This is a genomic window from Celeribacter ethanolicus, assembly GCF_001550095.1.
GTDB classification, from domain to species: Bacteria; Pseudomonadota; Alphaproteobacteria; order Rhodobacterales; family Rhodobacteraceae; genus Celeribacter; species Celeribacter ethanolicus.
Window position 1 is genome coordinate 36,175 of sequence record NZ_LRUC01000045.1, and the last position, 17,649, is coordinate 53,823.

General features: G+C 63.4%; 17 protein-coding genes. 10 read left to right on the forward strand and 7 right to left on the reverse strand.

Annotated features, from left to right (window positions below; all coding sequences use genetic code 11):
• Nucleotides 1-563: 563 nt before the first annotated feature.
• The gene (locus NH195_RS15990; protein WP_155846206.1) at nucleotides 564-1,595 is read right to left on the reverse strand and encodes a GlxA family transcriptional regulator; all 1,032 of its coding nucleotides are present in this window, start codon (nucleotides 1,593-1,595) and stop codon (nucleotides 564-566) included.
• Nucleotides 1,596-1,701: 106 nt separating this feature from the next.
• Between NH195_RS15990 and NH195_RS15995 the strand changes: the two genes are divergently transcribed.
• Together NH195_RS15995 and speB are read left to right on the forward strand one after the other, a co-directional pair.
• Nucleotides 1,702-2,343 carry a glutathione S-transferase family protein gene (locus NH195_RS15995; RefSeq protein WP_066709159.1) on the forward strand — a complete coding sequence of 214 codons (642 nt, stop codon included), beginning with the start codon at nucleotides 1,702-1,704 and terminating at the stop codon, nucleotides 2,341-2,343.
• Between the two features lie 20 nt (nucleotides 2,344-2,363).
• Complete coding sequence (gene speB, locus NH195_RS16000; RefSeq protein WP_066709162.1) at nucleotides 2,364-3,335, forward strand: agmatinase; 972 nt, start codon at nucleotides 2,364-2,366, stop codon at nucleotides 3,333-3,335.
• Between the two features lie 102 nt (nucleotides 3,336-3,437).
• Here the strand turns inward: speB and nadC are convergent, their stop codons facing one another.
• The 4 genes from nadC to NH195_RS16020 form a co-directional block, all read right to left on the reverse strand.
• Entirely contained in the window at nucleotides 3,438-4,328 is an 891-nt protein-coding gene (nadC, locus tag NH195_RS16005; protein ID WP_338012219.1) for a carboxylating nicotinate-nucleotide diphosphorylase, read from the reverse strand.
• The gene (locus tag NH195_RS16010; RefSeq protein ID WP_066709165.1) at nucleotides 4,325-5,917 is read right to left on the reverse strand and encodes an L-aspartate oxidase; all 1,593 of its coding nucleotides are present in this window, start codon (nucleotides 5,915-5,917) and stop codon (nucleotides 4,325-4,327) included. Before NH195_RS16010 ends, nadC begins: the two co-directional genes overlap by 4 nt.
• Nucleotides 5,917-6,885, reverse strand: a complete 969-nt coding sequence (gene nadA / locus NH195_RS16015) for a quinolinate synthase NadA (protein ID WP_238379784.1) — start codon at nucleotides 6,883-6,885, stop codon at nucleotides 5,917-5,919. Before nadA ends, NH195_RS16010 begins: the two co-directional genes overlap by 1 nt.
• A 108-nt stretch (nucleotides 6,886-6,993) precedes the next feature.
• Nucleotides 6,994-7,878, reverse strand: a complete 885-nt coding sequence (locus tag NH195_RS16020; protein ID WP_066709171.1) for an NUDIX hydrolase — start codon at nucleotides 7,876-7,878, stop codon at nucleotides 6,994-6,996.
• Between the two features lie 443 nt (nucleotides 7,879-8,321).
• Between NH195_RS16020 and thiC the strand changes: the two genes are divergently transcribed.
• The 8 genes from thiC (at nucleotide 8,322) to NH195_RS16060 (ending at nucleotide 15,433) form a co-directional block, all read left to right on the forward strand.
• Nucleotides 8,322-10,109, forward strand: coding sequence for a phosphomethylpyrimidine synthase ThiC (thiC, locus tag NH195_RS16025; protein ID WP_066709174.1), 1,788 nt, complete (start codon nucleotides 8,322-8,324; stop codon nucleotides 10,107-10,109).
• Nucleotides 10,106-11,038, forward strand: coding sequence for an FAD-dependent oxidoreductase (locus NH195_RS16030; protein ID WP_066709177.1), 933 nt, complete (start codon nucleotides 10,106-10,108; stop codon nucleotides 11,036-11,038). Before thiC ends, NH195_RS16030 begins: the two co-directional genes overlap by 4 nt.
• On the forward strand, nucleotides 11,028-11,225 hold the full coding sequence (thiS, locus tag NH195_RS16035; RefSeq protein ID WP_066709180.1) for a sulfur carrier protein ThiS: 198 nt from the start codon (nucleotides 11,028-11,030) through the stop codon (nucleotides 11,223-11,225). Before NH195_RS16030 ends, thiS begins: the two co-directional genes overlap by 11 nt.
• Nucleotide 11,226: 1 nt before the next feature.
• Nucleotides 11,227-11,988, forward strand: a complete 762-nt coding sequence (locus tag NH195_RS16040; RefSeq protein WP_066709183.1) for a thiazole synthase — start codon at nucleotides 11,227-11,229, stop codon at nucleotides 11,986-11,988.
• Nucleotides 11,985-12,593, forward strand: a complete 609-nt coding sequence (locus NH195_RS16045; RefSeq protein ID WP_066709187.1) for a thiamine phosphate synthase — start codon at nucleotides 11,985-11,987, stop codon at nucleotides 12,591-12,593. The genes NH195_RS16040 and NH195_RS16045 overlap by 4 nt, the downstream gene beginning before the upstream one ends.
• Entirely contained in the window at nucleotides 12,560-13,504 is a 945-nt protein-coding gene (locus NH195_RS16050; RefSeq protein ID WP_238379785.1) for a HesA/MoeB/ThiF family protein, read from the forward strand. Before NH195_RS16045 ends, NH195_RS16050 begins: the two co-directional genes overlap by 34 nt.
• The gene (locus tag NH195_RS16055) at nucleotides 13,501-14,247 is read left to right on the forward strand and encodes a hydroxymethylpyrimidine/phosphomethylpyrimidine kinase (RefSeq protein WP_066709190.1); all 747 of its coding nucleotides are present in this window, start codon (nucleotides 13,501-13,503) and stop codon (nucleotides 14,245-14,247) included. The genes NH195_RS16050 and NH195_RS16055 overlap by 4 nt, the downstream gene beginning before the upstream one ends.
• 394 nt (nucleotides 14,248-14,641) lie before the next feature.
• Complete coding sequence (locus NH195_RS16060; protein ID WP_066709193.1) at nucleotides 14,642-15,433, forward strand: carbon-nitrogen hydrolase family protein; 792 nt, start codon at nucleotides 14,642-14,644, stop codon at nucleotides 15,431-15,433.
• A gap of 84 nt (nucleotides 15,434-15,517) precedes the next feature.
• Here the strand turns inward: NH195_RS16060 and NH195_RS16065 are convergent, their stop codons facing one another.
• Together NH195_RS16065 and NH195_RS16070 are read right to left on the reverse strand one after the other, a co-directional pair.
• Nucleotides 15,518-16,561 (reverse strand): DUF475 domain-containing protein, encoded by a 1,044-nt coding sequence (locus NH195_RS16065; RefSeq protein WP_066709196.1) that lies wholly within the window; start codon nucleotides 16,559-16,561, stop codon nucleotides 15,518-15,520.
• Between the two features lie 38 nt (nucleotides 16,562-16,599).
• Nucleotides 16,600-17,643, reverse strand: a complete 1,044-nt coding sequence (locus NH195_RS16070; RefSeq protein ID WP_066709198.1) for a 2Fe-2S iron-sulfur cluster-binding protein — start codon at nucleotides 17,641-17,643, stop codon at nucleotides 16,600-16,602.
• Between the last annotated feature and the right edge of the window lie 6 nt (nucleotides 17,644-17,649).

Below are 17,649 nucleotides of genomic sequence, written 5' to 3' on the forward strand. Positions count from 1 at the left end.
CATTTTTCCAGACGACCTTTCTCGCGATACACAACTGGCTTTGGCCCTGTTCACATCCACGATTTCCGACCGTCTTGCGAGGGTGATCGCCAAACGCCATGCGCAGCGCCGTGGCTCTGGACAGACCGTTCGAAACCACCCTTCAAATCGCGATCCTGTCCCCGATGCGGTCCACTCTGGCAAAAACCGCCCTGCCCTTACCGGGACATATCGGGCCTCGGCGCGCCCCTGTTCGAAATACATGATACGACCGATGGTATTGCCCGGACCTTCGGGACCGGCGCAGCATGCATGACAGCCGAAGATCGGCCATGACAGCGCCCGGGCAAGGGATGTCCGCCATGCGCGATATAGGCCCGTGTCATCGCGACGGCGGCACTCCGATCCCCGAAGATCGACGCATTTCCGCGCGGACACTATATCATAGGGAATGATCGTCGAGACATCCGGCCTTGCCCCGGCCTCGACCAACTGCGATCCGCGGCGGTCCCGGAAGGCGTCATACGCAGACCTGTTGTCGAACAGGTTCTGCATGGCCGCGTCTCCCTCGACACACAGGCAACTCACGGGGGAAATGGGCGCGAAACGCCTGCGGCGAAGGGGCCAGTGCGGGGCGACGTAGGGTGAGATCGGCAAAAGTGCTCACGATACTCAGCGGGCGTCGTTTTCACCCGGCGCAGGAAGGCCCTGCGCAGGGTGTCAGGCCCGGCGAATCCACAAAGCGAAGCGATGCTCTTGAGCGGAGCATCGGTCTCCTCAAGCGCGCGGCGCACCGCATCAACACGGGCATATTCGACGAAAGCCGCGGGGGTTATCCCGGCTTCGGCCAGAAACAAGCGGGAAAAGTTACGCGGGCTCATACCCACGCGCTGCGCAAGCGCCGCCACGGACAGATCCGCCGAGACATTGTCCAAAATCCAGCCCTGAACCTGTGCAATCCGCCCCTCTTGCGCCATCTGCGCCGCCAGATGCGCGCTGAACTGAGACTGGCCTCCGGGGCGTTTCAGGAACACCACCAACCGCTGCGCCACACGCATCGCGATCTCATGCCCGTGGTCCTCCTCAATGAGGCGCAGCGCAAGGTCGATCCCCGCCGTCACCCCGGCTGAGGTATAGAGCCCCCCATCTTCGACATAGATCGCATCGGGAAGCACATCGGCGCCCGGGCAGCACGTCGCAAGCTCTGCCGCATGTTGCCAATGGGTGGTCGCTTGCCGCCCCTCCAGCAGCCCGGCTTCGGCGAGGAAAAACGCCCCGGTACACACGGAGCCGATCCGGCGCACGTCTCCGGCCCGCGCGCGGAGCCAAGCGGAAAAGACGGGGAAATCGTCCGCGCGATCATATCGCGGCGTTCCGGCCACCAGAAGCGTGTCGATCCCTTCGGGGATCTCGGCGAATTCCGCATCCAGCATCAGGGTCATCGCACCCGCGCGCACCTGACGGGCGCCATCCACAGACACGAGTTGCATGTCGTAGCAGGCCTCTCCCATCAGCCGATTGGCCTCCAAAAAGCAATCGAGCGGCCCGGAGACATCCAGCGATTGCGCGTCTGGCGGGATGCAGATCACCACCCGGATTTTGTGCTGTGCGGACATGACGTCCCTTTCTGACGGCTCTTTGTCTTCAATCGTCTTTTCACGACGATTGAAGACAAAGCTACCCGAAGACTACGATTAATCACAAGAAAATAAGGAGTTATCCATGTACACGCTCTACTATTACCCCGCGAACGCCAACGCGGCACCACATATGATGCTGGAAGAAATCGGCACCGCTTTCGAGCTGTCCCTCGTGGACCGCAAGACCGAAGCCCAGAAGTCCGCAGCCTTTCTCGCGATCAATCCGAACGGGCGCATCCCGGCGCTGAGCGACGGCGGTCTGGTGATCTTCGAAGCGGCGGCGATTGCGCTGTATCTGGCGGACAAACACCCCGGCGCGCACCTTGCCCCCGCCCCCGGCACACCGGAGCGCGCGCGGTTTTATCAATGGCTGATCTTCCTCACCAATTCCTTGCAGGAAGAGCTGATGATCTGGCAATACCCCGAGCGCCTGACCGGCAGTGACACCCACGCCGAAGCGGTGGTCAAGGCCGGATCGGAGGCCCGGATCAACGCCTATCTCGACGTGATCGAGGCGCATCTGGCCGAGGACGGACCCTATTTCATGGGCGACAGGATCAGCGCCGCCGATTTCTATCTCACCATGCTCTGCCGCTGGGCCCGCCCCATGGCCACGCCGCCGCGCAGCTACCCGTCGATTTCCCGCCTGCTCGATCTCATGACGAAACGCCCCTCGGTGCAACGTGCCTATGCCGCCGAAGGCATCGAAGACGGCATCGCCTGACCCTCGAAAGGATGAGAAACATGACACATAACCGCGATCTCCCCGACCGCATGAACCTGCCCTTCGTGGGGCTGGTCAGCTTTGCCGGACAACCAGCGCAGGAGGACTGGAGCCAGCTTAAAGGCGCCGATGTTGCCATTCTGGGCGTACCCATCGACACGGCCTCAAGCTATCGCGTCGGCACCCGATTTGGGCCCCGCGCGATCCGCGAGGCCTCGATGTTCCACAGCTTTGGCCCCGAAGGCGTGTTCGATTTCGAGGATGAGGTGACCTATCTGAGCGCAGATGAGGTGCGGATCGTTGACGCAGGCGACAGCGATGTCATTTATGCCGACACGAAACGCAGCCTCACAAATGCCACCGAAGCGGTGCGCGCGCTTTTGGATCAGGGCACCCTGCCCTACATTTTGGGCGGCGATCATGCGATCACCATGGCGACCGTGGCGGCATACTCCGATAAACCGCCCCTCCACATCATCCATATCGACGCGCATTTCGACTTTATCGACGAGCGCAACGGCATTTCCTGGGGTCACGGCAGCCCGATGCGGCGCTCCTCGGAAATGTCCCATGTGACCGGCATCACCACTCTGGCGCCACACAACATGGCCTCGGTCAGCCGCAAGGATTACGAGGCGGCCCAGGCCTATGGCACCCATGTCGTGCCCCTGCGACGGCTGCGCCAACAGGGAGCCGCCGCCTCTCTGGCGCATCTGCCGGACGGGCAACGGGTCTATGTCTCCATCGACATCGACGCCTTCGACCCGTCCATCGCGCCAGGCACCGCAACGATCAGCCATGGCGGGCTGAGCTATTACGAAGGCAAGGACATCCTGCGCGAAATCGCGTCACGGTTCGACGTCGTTGGCGTCGATTTCGTCGAGGTCTCGCCGCACTATGATCCGTCGGGGATCACCTCGCTTCTGGCGGCGCGACTGACACTCGATTTTCTGGGCGCGATCTTTCACGGCAAGCGCGTCGAAACGTCGTGACGGCCCCATCGCCCCAGAAGCTGGAGCGGGGCCGCCGATCCGTCCCGGGATGGAGCTGGCAGCCGAGGCGGACATGGGGGGACGGACATGGAATGGCGCATCTCACCCCGGCACGAAATCCAGACCGATGTCGAGCACCGGCGCGCTGTGGGTGATCCAGCCGAGCGAGATCAGATCGACGCCGGTCGCCGCCACAGAGGCCGCCGTATCGGGGGTGATGCCCCCCGACGCTTCGGTGATCGCGCGCCCGTCAACCATCGCCACCGCCTCGCGCAGCATGGCCGACGTCATGTTGTCGAGCAATACGGCATCCGCCCCGATCTTCAACACCTCGACAAGCTGGTCGAGCGTGTCCACCTCGATCTCGATCTTGACCAGATGCCCCACGGTGGCACGCACGCCCTCAAGTGCCGGACGAATGCCGCCTGCCAGCGCGATATGATTGTCCTTGATCAGCACCGCATCGGCCAGCGAATAGCGGTGGTTCATGCCGCCCCCCGCCCGCACGGCGTATTTCTCAAGCGCGCGAAGACCCGGCGTGGTCTTGCGGGTACAGGCAATCGCCGCCCCGGTCCCCGCCACCGCGCGCACCAGCTCCGCCGTGACCGTCGCGATCCCGGACAGATGCCCCATGAAGTTGAGCGCCGTGCGTTCGGCGGTCAACAGGCTGCGGGACGGCCCCTCGAACGTGGCGATCTGCGTGCCGGGCGTGACCAAAGCGCCATCTTCGACCAGTCGGGTGACGGTGATTTTGGGATCGACGAGGTGACAGGCGATCTCGGCACAATCGAGTCCCGCGATCACGCCGTCATGGCGCGACACTGCGGTGACGACGGAGCGATGCTCCGCCGGGATTGCCCCCATCGAGGTGATGTCGCCCGCCAGCCCGAGGTCTTCCTCAAGCGCCCGGCGCACCACAGGTTCGATCATCAGATGCGGCAGCGGGGCCAGAAAGGGGGGCTGAAAAGAAGCCCGAAAAGAAGTCTGGGTCACGTTACGATCTCCGGTTGAGGGATGGACTCGACGGCAAGGAGCGCGCCGCTGGTGTCGAAAATTTCATTGAGCGTCATACGACGACGGACAGGTTTCGCCGCGGTCCCGGGAAAATCGCTGCGGGCATGGCCGCCACGGGATTCTGCGCGAAGGGATGCGAAGCAGGCAATGCCAAGCGCCACGATGGCCGCATCCGCCTCTGGTCCCTCCGCCATCGCCAGAGGGCGCAAGTCACGCAAAGCGGTCGCGATCCCGGCCCCGTCCCGGATCATCCCGAGATGGCGCGAGACGATGGCGCGCACCTCTGCGGTCTCCGGTCGCGGCAAGACCTGCGGTGCAGTGCGCGGCGCGGCTTGCGGTCCCGTCACGGCATGCGCCGAAATGTCCCGCGCCGCGCTGCGCCCCATCACCACCGCCTCCAAAAGTGAATTGCTTGCCAGCCGGTTGGCCCCATGCAGCCCCGTCGCGGCACATTCTCCCACGGCCCAAAGCCCCGGCACAAAGCTGCGCCCGCGCAGATCCGTCGCAATCCCACCCATGTAGTAATGCGCCGCCGGGCGCACCGGGATCGGGTCTCGTGCCGGGTCAATTCCGGCCTCAACACAAAACTGATGAATGATCGGAAATTTCGCGGCAAAGCCATCACCAATCGCCCGCGTCGCATCGAGGAACACGCGCTCCCCTTGGGCAATCTGTGCGTGGATCGCACGGGCCACGACATCGCGCGGAGCCAGTTCCGCACCGGGCGTGTCGGCCATGAAGCGCGCGCCCGATGCGTTCACCAACCACGCCCCCGCGCCCCGCACCGCTTCGCTCACCAGCGCCAGCGGCGTGCGCGGCACATCGAGCGCCGTTGGGTGAAACTGCACGAATTCCAGATCGGTGAGCACAGCCCCCGCGCGCGCGGCCATCATCACCCCTTGTCCGACATTGCCGCGCGGGTTCGTGGTCGCATCGTAAAGCCCGCCGAGGCCACCCGTGGCCAGAACCACATTCGCGGTCGGCAGGATCGCCGCCTCTGCGTCGGTCTGAAGCCACAGCCCGCTCACGGCCCCGTCGGTCACACAGACCCGCCGCACTTCGACCTCGGTCAGGCAGGTGATCGACGGCGTGTTCAGCACGGCAGTGACCAGCGCCTCGGTGATCGCCGCGCCCGATCCGTCGCCACCCGCGTGCAGGATGCGGTGCCGCCCATGCGCGGCCTCAAGCCCGAGCGTATAGGCGCCGGTCGCATCGCGATCAAAGCGCACACCGTAGTGTTCGAGCCGCTCGATCGCCGCGCGCGCCTGCGTGAGAATTCCCCACGTCGCCGCCGGATCGCAAAGCCCCGCGCCCGCGCGCAGCGTGTCGTCAATATGCTGCTCCGGGTCGTCCTCCGGTCCGACACTGGCGGCGATCCCGCCCTGCGCCCAGAGGCTCGAACTTTCCCGGCCAAGCGCCGCCTTGGTCACAAGCACCACGGGGCGTGGCGCCAGTTCGAGCGCGATCATCAGCCCGGCAATGCCGCTGCCGACCACCGCGATCTGTCCGGCCAAAGGCGCGATGCGATCCACAAGGGGGGCGTCCTGAGGGCGCGCGGAGGTGGTCATCACACCGCCAGCATCCGCTCGACCGCGCGGCGTGCGTCATCGGCCACCGCCGGGTCGATGGTGACCTCATGCTGCCCGGTTTCCAGCGCCGTGCGGATATTCGCGAGGCTGATTTTCTTCATATGCGGGCAGAGGTTGCAGGGCCGGACGAACTCCACATCCGGGTGGTTCACCGCCACGTTGTCGCTCATCGAGCATTCGGTCAGAAGCAACACGCGGGCGGGTTTCTTGTCTCCGACGAAATCGGACATCACCGCCGTGGAGCCGGAGAAATCGGCCTCCGCCACCACCTCTGGCGGGCATTCCGGGTGCGCCAGAACGGTGACGCCCGGATAGGCCTCGCGCATGCTGCGCACATCCTGCGGGGTGAACAATTCATGCACCTCGCAATGGCCTTTCCACGCGATCAGTTCGACATCCGTTTGCTGTGCGACATTCTGCGCCAGATATTCGTCGGGCAGCATCAGCACCTTGTCGACGCCCAAGGATTCGACGACCTGTTTGGCATTGCCGGAGGTGCAGCAAATGTCCGACGCCGCTTTCACCGCCGCCGAAGTGTTGACATAGGTGACGACCGGCACGCCGGGATGGGCCGCCCGCAAGAGCGCGATGTCCTCGGGCGTGATCGAATCCGCGAGCGAGCACCCTGCGCCCATGTCGGGGATCAGCACGGTCTTGCCCGGATTCAGGAGCTTGGCGGTTTCCGCCATGAAATGCACCCCGGCCAGCACGATGACATCGGCCTCGACCTCCACCGCCTTGCGCGCCAGTGCCAGACTGTCGCCGACGATATCCGCCACGCCGTGAAAGATTTCCGGCGTCTGGTAATTATGCGCGAGGATCACGGCGTTTTTCTCGCGTTTCAGTCTGAGAATGGCCTCGATATCGTCCTCGAACAGCATCCAGTCGGGCTGCGGGATGATCTTCGACACGCGATCATAAAGCTCGGGCAGGCGCAGGGTTGTCATCATATCCTCCTTGTACTCGACTTGAGTACATCTGAGACCTGACTTATTCTCGATTTGAGTTTATGTCAAGTGCATGACAATGGGACCTCTGATTTCTGGAATGGCCTGTCAGTGTCGGGAATACGGCAGGCGCGCGCCCGACAGCGCGCTCGCTTCCAGAATGGCGGGACGATAGCGGAACAGCTTGGCCGGTCGCCCACCCGTCTCGCTCGACATCGCGCCAGTTTCCTCGATCAGATTCTGCTGGTCGATCTGGCGACGGAAATTCGATTTATGGAGCCTGAGCCCTGCCAATGCTTCGGTCATCCGCTGAAGATCCAGAAGCGTGAAACTGTCGGGCATGAGTTCGAACACCACCGGGTAATATTTGATCTTCGCCCGAAGCCGCGTGATCCCTGTGGCCAGAATGCGCCGGTGGTCCCCCGCCATCTGCCGCCCAAAGCCCGGCACCTTCTCGAGCTGTGCCTCATAGATCATCTCATAGCGCTGCAAAACGAGATCTTCGTTCCAGACCATCCCGTTCAATCCGAACAGAAATTCGACACTCTGACGTCGGGTGACATCCTCCCCCGCCCAGTCCAGAAGCCGTCCGGTGATCTCATCCATGACCGCAGGACGCCCTTCGCGGCGATCTTCCCATGGGAAATACTCGTACCAACTCCGCCATTCCGGTCGCGCGTCGCCCAGGGCCACCTGTTCACGCACCAGCCCGAGATACCCGATGGAAATGTGCCGCGGCTGACGCTGAGGGTCCGACGCCTCCCCTGCCCGGTCGCGATCGGCAAAGGTGTAAAGCTGTTCGAGATAGCCCACCGGATGCCCGGTCTGGCTTTCGATCCAGGCGCGCAACCCGCTTTGCAGACTGCGATGCCCGGTCTCGAAGGGACCCGAGGGCAGTGCCGCCCCGGCGCCAAGCGTCATGACCCGCGGCTCATTGTCGGTCACAGCAACGAGCACGGCGATCAGTTCGGCATGGGCGAGATTCTCGGGCAAAGGGATCGTCCTGTGATCAAAAGATAAACCTGTCGGCCTCAAACTGGCCGCAGTCCCGTTTACCTTGCCCGTCCGGGTTTCGATAGATTCCTTATCGAAAAAACAAACCTTCTGGTCGATTTTTTCCGTTCCCCCCCTTTCATGACAGGCAGCCCCCCCGGTTGACAAGCCGGACAAGTCTACAGATACATAGGCTTACGTCAGGGGAGTCCCGCCCAAGGGACTGAGAGGCTGATTGACGGCGGCAAACCCGCCCGAGGTGACGCGACCCTTAGAACCTGACCCAGTTGACACTGGCGTAGGAAGACCGAAGGGCATCTCCGCAATCTCGATCATGAGGGCGGTCCTTTCGGGCCGCATGGCCCATTTGCGTTTGGACGCATGGGCGGCGGTCCATGTCTGCTACCCGTTTCACTTGGGTCTCATCGTTTGAGGAGACCGAAATGAAAGATACCATTCCCACGATCACCACCGGGGCTTTGCCCGCGTCACAGAAAATCTATGTGCATGGCGACATGCATGAGCTGCGCGTGCCGCTGCGTGAAATCGCGGTGACGGGTGAAGCTCCGCTTCGCGTTTATGACAGCTCGGGACCCTACACCGACCCGGCGGCGGAGATCGACATTGCCAAGGGCCTGCCCGATGTGCGCGGCGGTTGGCAACATCAGCGCGGCGATGTCGAAGAATACGAAGGCCGTGCCGTCACCGAAGCCGACAACGGCTTTGCCACCGGCGAACGGCTGACACCCGCCTTCCCGCATCAGCGCGCGCCGCTGCGTGCCGTGGGCGACCGCGCCGTGACCCAGTTGGCCTATGCCAAGGCCGGGATCATCACGCCGGAGATGGAATTCGTCGCGATCCGCGAGAACGAAGGCCGTCTGTCGGGTGCGAAAACCGATGGCGAAGCCTTTGGCGCCAACCTGCCCGAACTCGTCACGCCGGAATTCGTTCGTCAGGAGATCGCCGAAGGCCGGGCTATTATTCCCGCCAACATCAACCACCGCGAATTGGAGCCGATGATCATCGGCCGCAATTTCAAGGTGAAGATCAACGCCAACATCGGCAACTCCGCCGTCACCTCCTCGATGGAGGAAGAGGTGGAGAAAATGGTCTGGGCGATCCGTTGGGGCGGCGACACGGTAATGGATCTCTCGACGGGGCGGAACATCCACAACATCCGCGACTGGATCATCCGCAACGCGCCTGTGCCGATTGGGACCGTGCCGCTCTATCAGGCGCTGGAAAAGGTCGGCGGCATTGCCGAGGACCTGACGTGGGAGGTCTTCCGCGACACTTTGATCGAACAGGCCGAACAGGGCGTCGACTATTTCACCATCCATGCCGGTGTGCGGCTTCACATGATCCCGATGACCGCCAAACGTGTCACCGGCATCGTCTCGCGCGGCGGGTCGATCATGGCGAAATGGTGCCTGCACCATCACCGCGAGAGCTTTCTCTACGAGCATTTCGACGATATTTGCGACATTTGCCGCCGTTATGACGTGTCGTTTTCTCTGGGCGACGGGCTGCGCCCCGGCTCGATTGCCGACGCCAATGACGAGGCGCAATTTGCCGAACTGCGCACTCTGGGCGAGCTGACCAAAATCGCCTGGGCCAAGGATTGCCAAGTCATGATCGAAGGCCCCGGCCATGTGCCGATGCATAAGATCAAGGAGAATATGGACGAGCAGCTCAAGCATTGCCACGAGGCGCCCTTCTACACGCTCGGGCCGCTCACGACCGACATCGCGCCGGGCTACGATCACATCACCTCCGCCATTGGTGCTGCCATGATCGGATGGTTCGGCACGGCAATGCTCTGCTATGTCACGCCGAAGGAACACCTTGGCCTGCCGGACCGCGACGACGTGAAAACCGGGGTGATCACCTACAAACTCGCCGCCCATGCCGCCGATCTCGCCAAGGGGCATCCGGGGGCGCAACTCCGTGACGATGCGCTGTCACGCGCGCGGTTCGAATTCCGTTGGGAGGATCAGTTCAACCTCGGCCTCGACCCGGACACAGCGCGCGAAATGCATGACGAAACCATGCCGAAAGAGGCGCATAAGGTGGCGCATTTCTGTTCCATGTGCGGGCCGAAGTTCTGTTCGATGCGGATTTCTCACGACATCCGTGCCGAAGCGGCCAAACAGGAAGGCATGGCCTCTATGGCGGAAAAATTCCGCGAAGGCGGGGAACTCTACATTCCTGCTGCGGAACCGGCAGAATGATCTCGATCCTTGGATCAGGCGTGGCGGGGCTTTGCGCCGCCACCGCCCTCATGGACGCGGGGGTCGAGGTCGAGGTGATATGCCCCGACACCGCCCCCGCGCCCGCCTCCCGTTTGGCGGGCGGGATGCTGGCCCCGTTTTGCGAGGGTGAAAGCGCCCCCGACATCATCGTCACGCGGGGTCAGGCCGCCATCGCGTGGTGGGCCGCTCATGTGGATGTGACCCGACACGGCACGCTGGTCGTGGCCCCGCCCCGCGATGCGCAGGAACTCGATCGCTTTGCCCGTGCCACGCGCGCGCATCGCTGGGTCACGCCCAATGCGTTGGAACCCGATCTCGAGGATCGCTTTGCCCGTGGCCTCTATTTCGAGAACGAAGCCCATCTCGATCCAAACGCAGCGCTCACCGCGCTCAAGCACAGGCTTCTCGCGCAGGGCGTCGTTTTTCGCGACGGCGCACCACAGGGGCGGATCGTGGACTGTCGCGGCATGTCCGCCACCGAGACCCTCCCCGATCTGCGCGGTGTACGGGGCGAGATGCTTGAGGTTTACACGCCCGAGGTCACGCTCTCGCGGCCCGTGCGCCTGCTGCATCCTCGGTTTCCCTGTTACATCGTACCGCGCGGCGAGGGGCGGTTCATGATCGGGGCGACCATGGTCGAATCCTCGCGCTCCGGCCCGATCACGGCGCGCGCGGCGATGGAATTGCTCTCGGCGGCCTATAGCCTTCACCCCGCCTTTGCCGAGGCCGAAATCATCATGACCGGCGCCGACCTGCGCCCGTCTTTTCCCGACAACATCCCGGCCCTGCGCCGCAAGGACACGGGATTTCACATCAACGGCATGTATCGCCACGGCTTTCTGATGGCGCCCGTTCTGGGCATGGATCTGGCCGGGCTTTTGACACAGGAGAGCGCCGATGCGCATTGAATTGAACGGACAGTCTGTCGAAACCTCAGTCCCCACGCTGGCCGCGCTGATCACGGAACAAAACTATGAGGCGCGCTCTGTCGCCTCTGCCGTTGACGGGCAATTCGTGCCGCGCGACGCGCGCGAGGGGGTCAACCTGACGGCGGGCATGAAGATCGAACTTCTCTCGCCCATGCAAGGGGGCTGACATGTTCTACGGCACCGAGTTGAAAAATCGCCTGCTGCTCGGCACGGCGCAATACCCCTCTCCCGACATCTTGCGGGCGGCCATCGCGGCCTCTGGCACGGAGGTGATCACCGTCTCGCTTCGTCGCGAGGGCGCAGGCGGCGCGGGGTTTCGCGACATTCTCAAAGACAGCGGCTGTCGCATCCTGCCCAATACGGCGGGCTGTCACAGCGCCCGCGAAGCGGTCACCACGGCGCAGATGGCGAGCGAAGTGTTCGGGACCAACTGGATCAAACTCGAAGTGATCGGCCACGCCGATACGCTACAACCCGATCCCTTCGCTTTGGTCGAAGCCGCGCGCATCCTCTGCGCCGACGGGTTCGAGGTCTTTCCCTACACCACCGAAGATCTGATCCTCGGTGAAAAACTGATCGAGGCCGGATGCCGTGTGCTTATGCCCTGGGGCGCGCCGATTGGCTCCGGCCAAGGGCTGCGCAATATTGAGGGGCTCAAGTCCATGCGCGCGCATTTCCCGGACGTGCCTCTGGTGATCGACGCCGGGATCGGCGCGCCGTCTCAGGCCGCGCAGGCGATGGAGATGGGGTTCGACGCGATCCTGCTCAACACCGCCGTCGCCAAGGCGCTTGATCCCGTGGCCATGGCAGAGGCATTTTCCCGTGCTGTCGACGCCGGAAGACAGGCCTATGACGCGGGCCTCATGCCGCGTCGAGATATGGCTGAGGCTTCCACCCCGGTGTTCGGCATGGCGGAGCTTTTGGCATGACACTCGACCCGTTTTACCTCATCGTCAGCCACGTCGGTCAGCTCGAATTGCTCGTGCCTCACGGCGTGCGTCTCGTTCAGCTTCGGATCAAGGATCAGCCGGAAACAGAGGTCCGGCGGCAAATCCGCCGCGCCCGCGATTTTTGTGCGGTGCACCGCGCGCAACTGGTGGTGAATGATCATTGGCAGGCGGCGCTCGATCTCAAATGTGGCGTTGTCCATCTCGGTCAAGAGGATATGGAAACCGTCGACTTTGCCGCTCTCAGGCGTGCAGGTGTGCGCTTTGGCCTCTCGACCCATGACGAGACGGAGCTGAACCGTGCGCTGTCTCATGGTCCGGCCTATGTCGCGCTCGGGCCGGTCTATCCGACGCTTTTGAAACAAATGAAATGGGGGCCGCAGGGGTTGGATCGCGTTCGGGAGTGGAAAAAGGCCGCAGGGCAGACGCCGCTGGTTGGCATAGGTGGTCTGACGCCCGAACGCCTGCCCGGTCTCTTTGCGGCGGGCGCAGATTGTGCCGCCGTCGTGACCGACATTGCGACGGCTGAAAACCCGGAGGCGCGCTGCGCCGAATGGATCGCCGCCACACGGGGCAACGCGACATGAGCCGGTATGAAAGACAGATCTGCCTGCCGGAAATCGGTCCCGAGGGTCAGGCGCGACTCGCCAAAGCAAGGGTGTTGGTCGTCGGTGCCGGCGGGCTTGGCGCCACTCTCTTGCCGCAACTCGTGGGCGCAGGCATTGGTTTCATCCGGCTCCTAGACCCAGATGTGGTCGAGGAAAGCAATCTGCATCGTCAGACGCTCTATCGCATGAACCATCTGGGACGCCCCAAGGCCGAGGTCGCCGCCGCGTCGCTGGGCCTGTTGAACCCCGATTGCACGCTGGAGCCCCACATCGCCCGCCTCGATCCCGCTGGCCTCCCTCAATGGGCGGCAGATGTCGATCTGATCCTCGACGCGGCCGACACCTTCGCCACCAGCTATGCGCTTTCGGATCATTGCCGGGCCACCCGGCAACCGCTGATCAGTGCGTCCGTGACCGGCAGACAAGGCTATGTCGGCGGGTTTTGTGGTGGCGCACCCAGCCTGCGCGCCGTGTTTCCCGATCTGCCCGAGAGCCTTGGGGCTTGCGCGGAAACCGGTGTGCTCGGGCCGGTTGTCGCATGCCTCGCAGCGCTTCAAGCTCAGATGGCCCTCGCCGTGCTGTTGCAGCATCGGCTCTCACCGCTCGGCCAAGTGCTCTCACTTGATCTGGCGACATGGCGGCTTGGTGGTTTTCGCTTTGACAACGCCCCCGAACCCACCAATCCCTCCCCCGCCATTCTCTCTCCGGCCCAGATTAACGAGACAGACCTTGTGATCGACCTGCGTAACACGCCTACCCCCGCCCCACATCCCACGCCGGGGCAACGCGTGGTTTTCACCTGCACCTCCGGTCTCCGCGCCTGGCGCGCGGCAAGGGCCTTTGCGGCACAGGGACATACGGATGTGGCCATCGTCGGAGCAGGTGCATGACTGCCCCCGTCCTGATGATCGGAGGCCTCGATTCAAGCGGCGGCGCCGGGGTGTTGCGCGATTGTGCCGTGGCGGAGGCCTTCGGCGTTCCGGCCCGTGTGGCCGTCACCGCCGTCACGGCACAAAGCGATCAGGCGGTGAGCGCCGTCCATCCGGTGCCCCCTGACACGATCCGGGCACAGATCGCCATCGCCGGTCAGGTGGGCGCGGTCAAGATCGGCATGCTCGGAACGGCGGAAACCGTCCGCGCCGTTGCGGAGCTTTTGCCTCCCGTTCCCTGTGTCGTCGACCCCGTTCTGATGACGAGCTCCGGGCATATGTTGCTAGATGAAACCGGGATCGCGGCGCTCATTGCGGATCTTTTGCCGAAAACCGACCTCCTGACCCCGAACCTGCCGGAGCTTTCCGCACTTGCGCGGGCGCTTGGGCTCGCCCCCGACGACCGGGAGGGCTGCGTCGCGAAACTGTTGAAATTGGGCTGTGGCGCCGTGTTGGTCAAAGGCGGCCATGACAACGGACCACAGAGCGTCGACCGTCTCTATCGCGGCACCAGGCCTGCGTTGGATTTCACGGCCCGACGCACCGATACAACGCTTCGCGGCACGGGATGCCGGCTGGCCAGTGCGATCACAGTTCACCTTGCGAATCGTGACGGCGCAGGCCCTGACGCGCTCGTGTCTGCGATTGAGGTCGCGAAAAAACACGTCCTCCACGCCTTGAAAGCTGCCACGATTGCAGCCTGAGAAGCCGGGTTGCCGGCAGGGCTGCTTGAAGCACACCGACCGCGTTCTGGCTCGGCCTTCCGGCAGGACCATCCGAACCGGCTATCTCAACCCGGAAACCACATATGGAACATGCGTAGGATTTCACCGCAAAGACCTTCAAACCCCATAAAAAGCACTCTGGGCGCGGAAGGCGCACTTTCCACTTCGCAGCAAGTCTCCGGCGCTTGACAGTCCGGCACTCTGGCGCAGGATGAAAGCAGCCACATCTCATCGGACACAGACCACTCTGCGGATCGAACCGCCCCGGGTCGCCCCGGAGTTGAGCCGAGAACAGCGGCAGGGGGGGAGCGGCAGAAATGCGGCTTTCGCGACGCTCTTTCTTGTGTCCGGAACATTTTGCTTGGGATCTCACATGCGCATCGCCCTGCTTCAGCCCTCCCCCTCTGCCGCCGATCTCGCGTCCCTGCACATCTCTCTTCTGGAGGCCCGCCGAGATGACGCCGATGTGCTGATCGTTCCGGAACTTCTTGTCCCGGGCTACAACCACCCCCGGAAGCATCGCCGCGAAGCCGAGCCATTGGACGGCATCTGGATGCAGGCGCTGCGGGCCATGGTCGCGAAGGTCGGCTGCGCTTTGGTCATCGGATGGGCCGAGCGCGACGGGGACAAGGTCTATAATGCGGCGAGCTGTGTGGATCGGGACGGAACGCTTCTGGCGCATTACCGCAAGGTCCAGCTTTTCGGCGAGATGGAACATGCGAGCTTTACCCCCGGCACCGAACTTGCCCCGCCCTTCGATCTCTGCGGGCGCAGATGCGGCCTGCTGATCTGTTACGACATCGAGTTTCCCGGCCACACCGCCACCCTCGCCCACGCCGGGGCCGAGGTGATCTTCGTCCCGACCGCAAACCCCGAAGGCTACGAACATGTGCAGGAGGTGCTGGTGCCCGCCCGCGCCCATGAGCTCGGCGGTTTCGTCGCCTATGCCAATTATTGCGGCACGGACAACGGGCTGACGTTCGGCGGCGGCTCCACCGTCGCGGGGCCGGACGGACGGGCACTTGCGCGGGCCGGCACTTCGGAAAGTCTGCTGATCGTCGATCTGCCGGAACTGTCCGACTATCCTCCCGAAACGCTTTCCGGCAAGGGGACTGATTTTCGCGCCGCCCCCATCGCGGAGGACACATACACCCCGGCAAAATGATCGCAGAAAAAAGAGACGCTTTCCCCGAACAAAGGGGACCTCCGGGAAAAGCGCCTCTGGGCAGACCGGGAAGAGGTCTCCGGTCTATGCGGTCACGGCCTCCTCCCGACGCCGCCGGTTGTAGCGCACCGAGGACACCAGCGAGAGTGCGATGAACGCCGCGCCGATCAGCCCGGTGATCACCTCCGGGATATGCACGAGGCTCTGCGCGAACATCACGCAGGACAGCACGAGGATCGAATAGAAAGCGCCGTGTTCGAGATAGCGGAATTCGGTGAGGGTCTGCTTTTCCACCAGCATGATGGTCATGGAGCGCACATACATCGCCCCGATGCCGAGACCGATGGCGATCAGAAACAGGTTCTGCGTGAGGGCAAAGGCCCCGATGACCCCGTCGAAGCTGAAGGAGGCATCGAGCACTTCGAGGTAGAGGAAGGCACCCAGACCGCCTTTCGCCAGAGAGGCGCCGCTGTCGAGCACATGACCGAGGGTTTCGACGGCGATGAAGGTGACGAGCCCGGCCACGGCGGCAAACAGGAAGGTGCCGCGTTGCGAGGCGTCGATCAGGCCGGAGAAGACCAGCACGATCAAAAGCACCAACCCGATGGCCATGCCGCGCACGGAGGCCCATTTGCGCAACAGATCCTCCAGAGGCCGCAGCCAGTCGACCTCCTTTTCCGGGTCAATGAAGTAATTCAGCGCCACCATCATCAGAAACGTGCCCCCGAAGGCCGAAATCGACAGATGCGCTTCGCCGATCAGCCGCGCATATTCGGTCGGTTCGCGCGCCGCGAGACGCAGTGCCTCGATCGGGCCGATGTGGGCGGCGACGGAGACGACGGCCAGCGGAAAGACGATGCGCATGCCGAAGACCGCGATCAGGATGCCCCAGGTCAGAAACCGCCGTCGCCAGGTTTCGTCCATATCCTTGAGCTTGCTGGCGTTGACGATGGCATTGTCGAAACTCAGCGAGATTTCCAATACCGAGAGGATCACCCCGATCAGCGCAAAGGTGACCATGCCGGACAGATGCCCGGTATAGGCCCAGCCGAGCCAGAAACAGAGCGCAATCCCCAGACCGGTGACTGCGAAACTCCAGTGAAAATATTTCCATACGGACGAGGACATGGGCCCCGGCCTCCCTGTGTTGCCCTGCTCGGAGGGGATTAGAGATTATGCGCGAAGTGGAAGCTGTCGGCGTAGATGTGGTTGACGCTCGCCCCGGCTTCAAGGAAGCGCCCGCGCGCCTCCGCGATCATCGCGGGCGAGCCGCAGAGATAGATCGCATGATCCGAAAGATCCGGCAGATCGGCCAGAACGGCGTCCTGCACATGACCCGAGCGATGTGGGCTTCCGGGCGCACGCGACAACACCGGCACGAAGGTGAAATCGTCAAACGCCGCTCCGAGCGCCGCGATCTCTTCGGCCAGATAAAGCTCGCTTTCCGTGCGCATCCCCCAGTACAGCGCCACCGGCGGTCCGTCGGGCTCCTCCTTGAGCGCCGCAAGCATGGCACGCAGCGGCGCGATTCCGGTGCCCGTCGCGACCAGCAGAAGCGGCCGAAAATCCTCCGGGTGCAGACGAAAGAGTCCATGCGGCCCGTGCAGGCGCAGTGTCTCGCCTGCTTCGATCCCGGACAGTACGCCCGCAGTGAACATGCCCCCCGGGATCACCCGGATATGCAGGTCGATCTCGCCTTCGGACGGCGCGGACGCAATGGAAAACGACCGTGTCGCACCGCTTTCGGTCACCACATTGATATATTGCCCAGGCTGAAAGTCAGGCATCTCGCCTTCGGGCCGCAGCCTGAGCCGCAGGATATCCGGGCAGACCGGCGTGAGCGACACCACCTCGGCTTCGATCTCGACCGGCACCGGCCGATCCGAAGGCATCAGCTCCGCCGCAACCCGCAGGTTCATCCGGGCACGCGCCTGACAGGCCAGAGCAAAGCCACAGCCGCGCTCCTCCTCGCTCAGCCCCAGGGGCTCTTCGTCATAGGCAACTTCGCCCTCGAGCAGCCGAATGCGACAGGAGCCGCAAAATCCGCTCTTGCAGTCATGCGCCAGATCGACACCAGCATTGAGCGCCGCGGCGAGAATGGTTTCATGGGACTCGACGCAGAAACTCTCTCCGCTCTCCGCCAAGGTGACCTGCGCCACGACGGCTTCGTCCCCGTCTTCGATCTTGTGAACCGCGCGAATGATCGTCATGGCCCC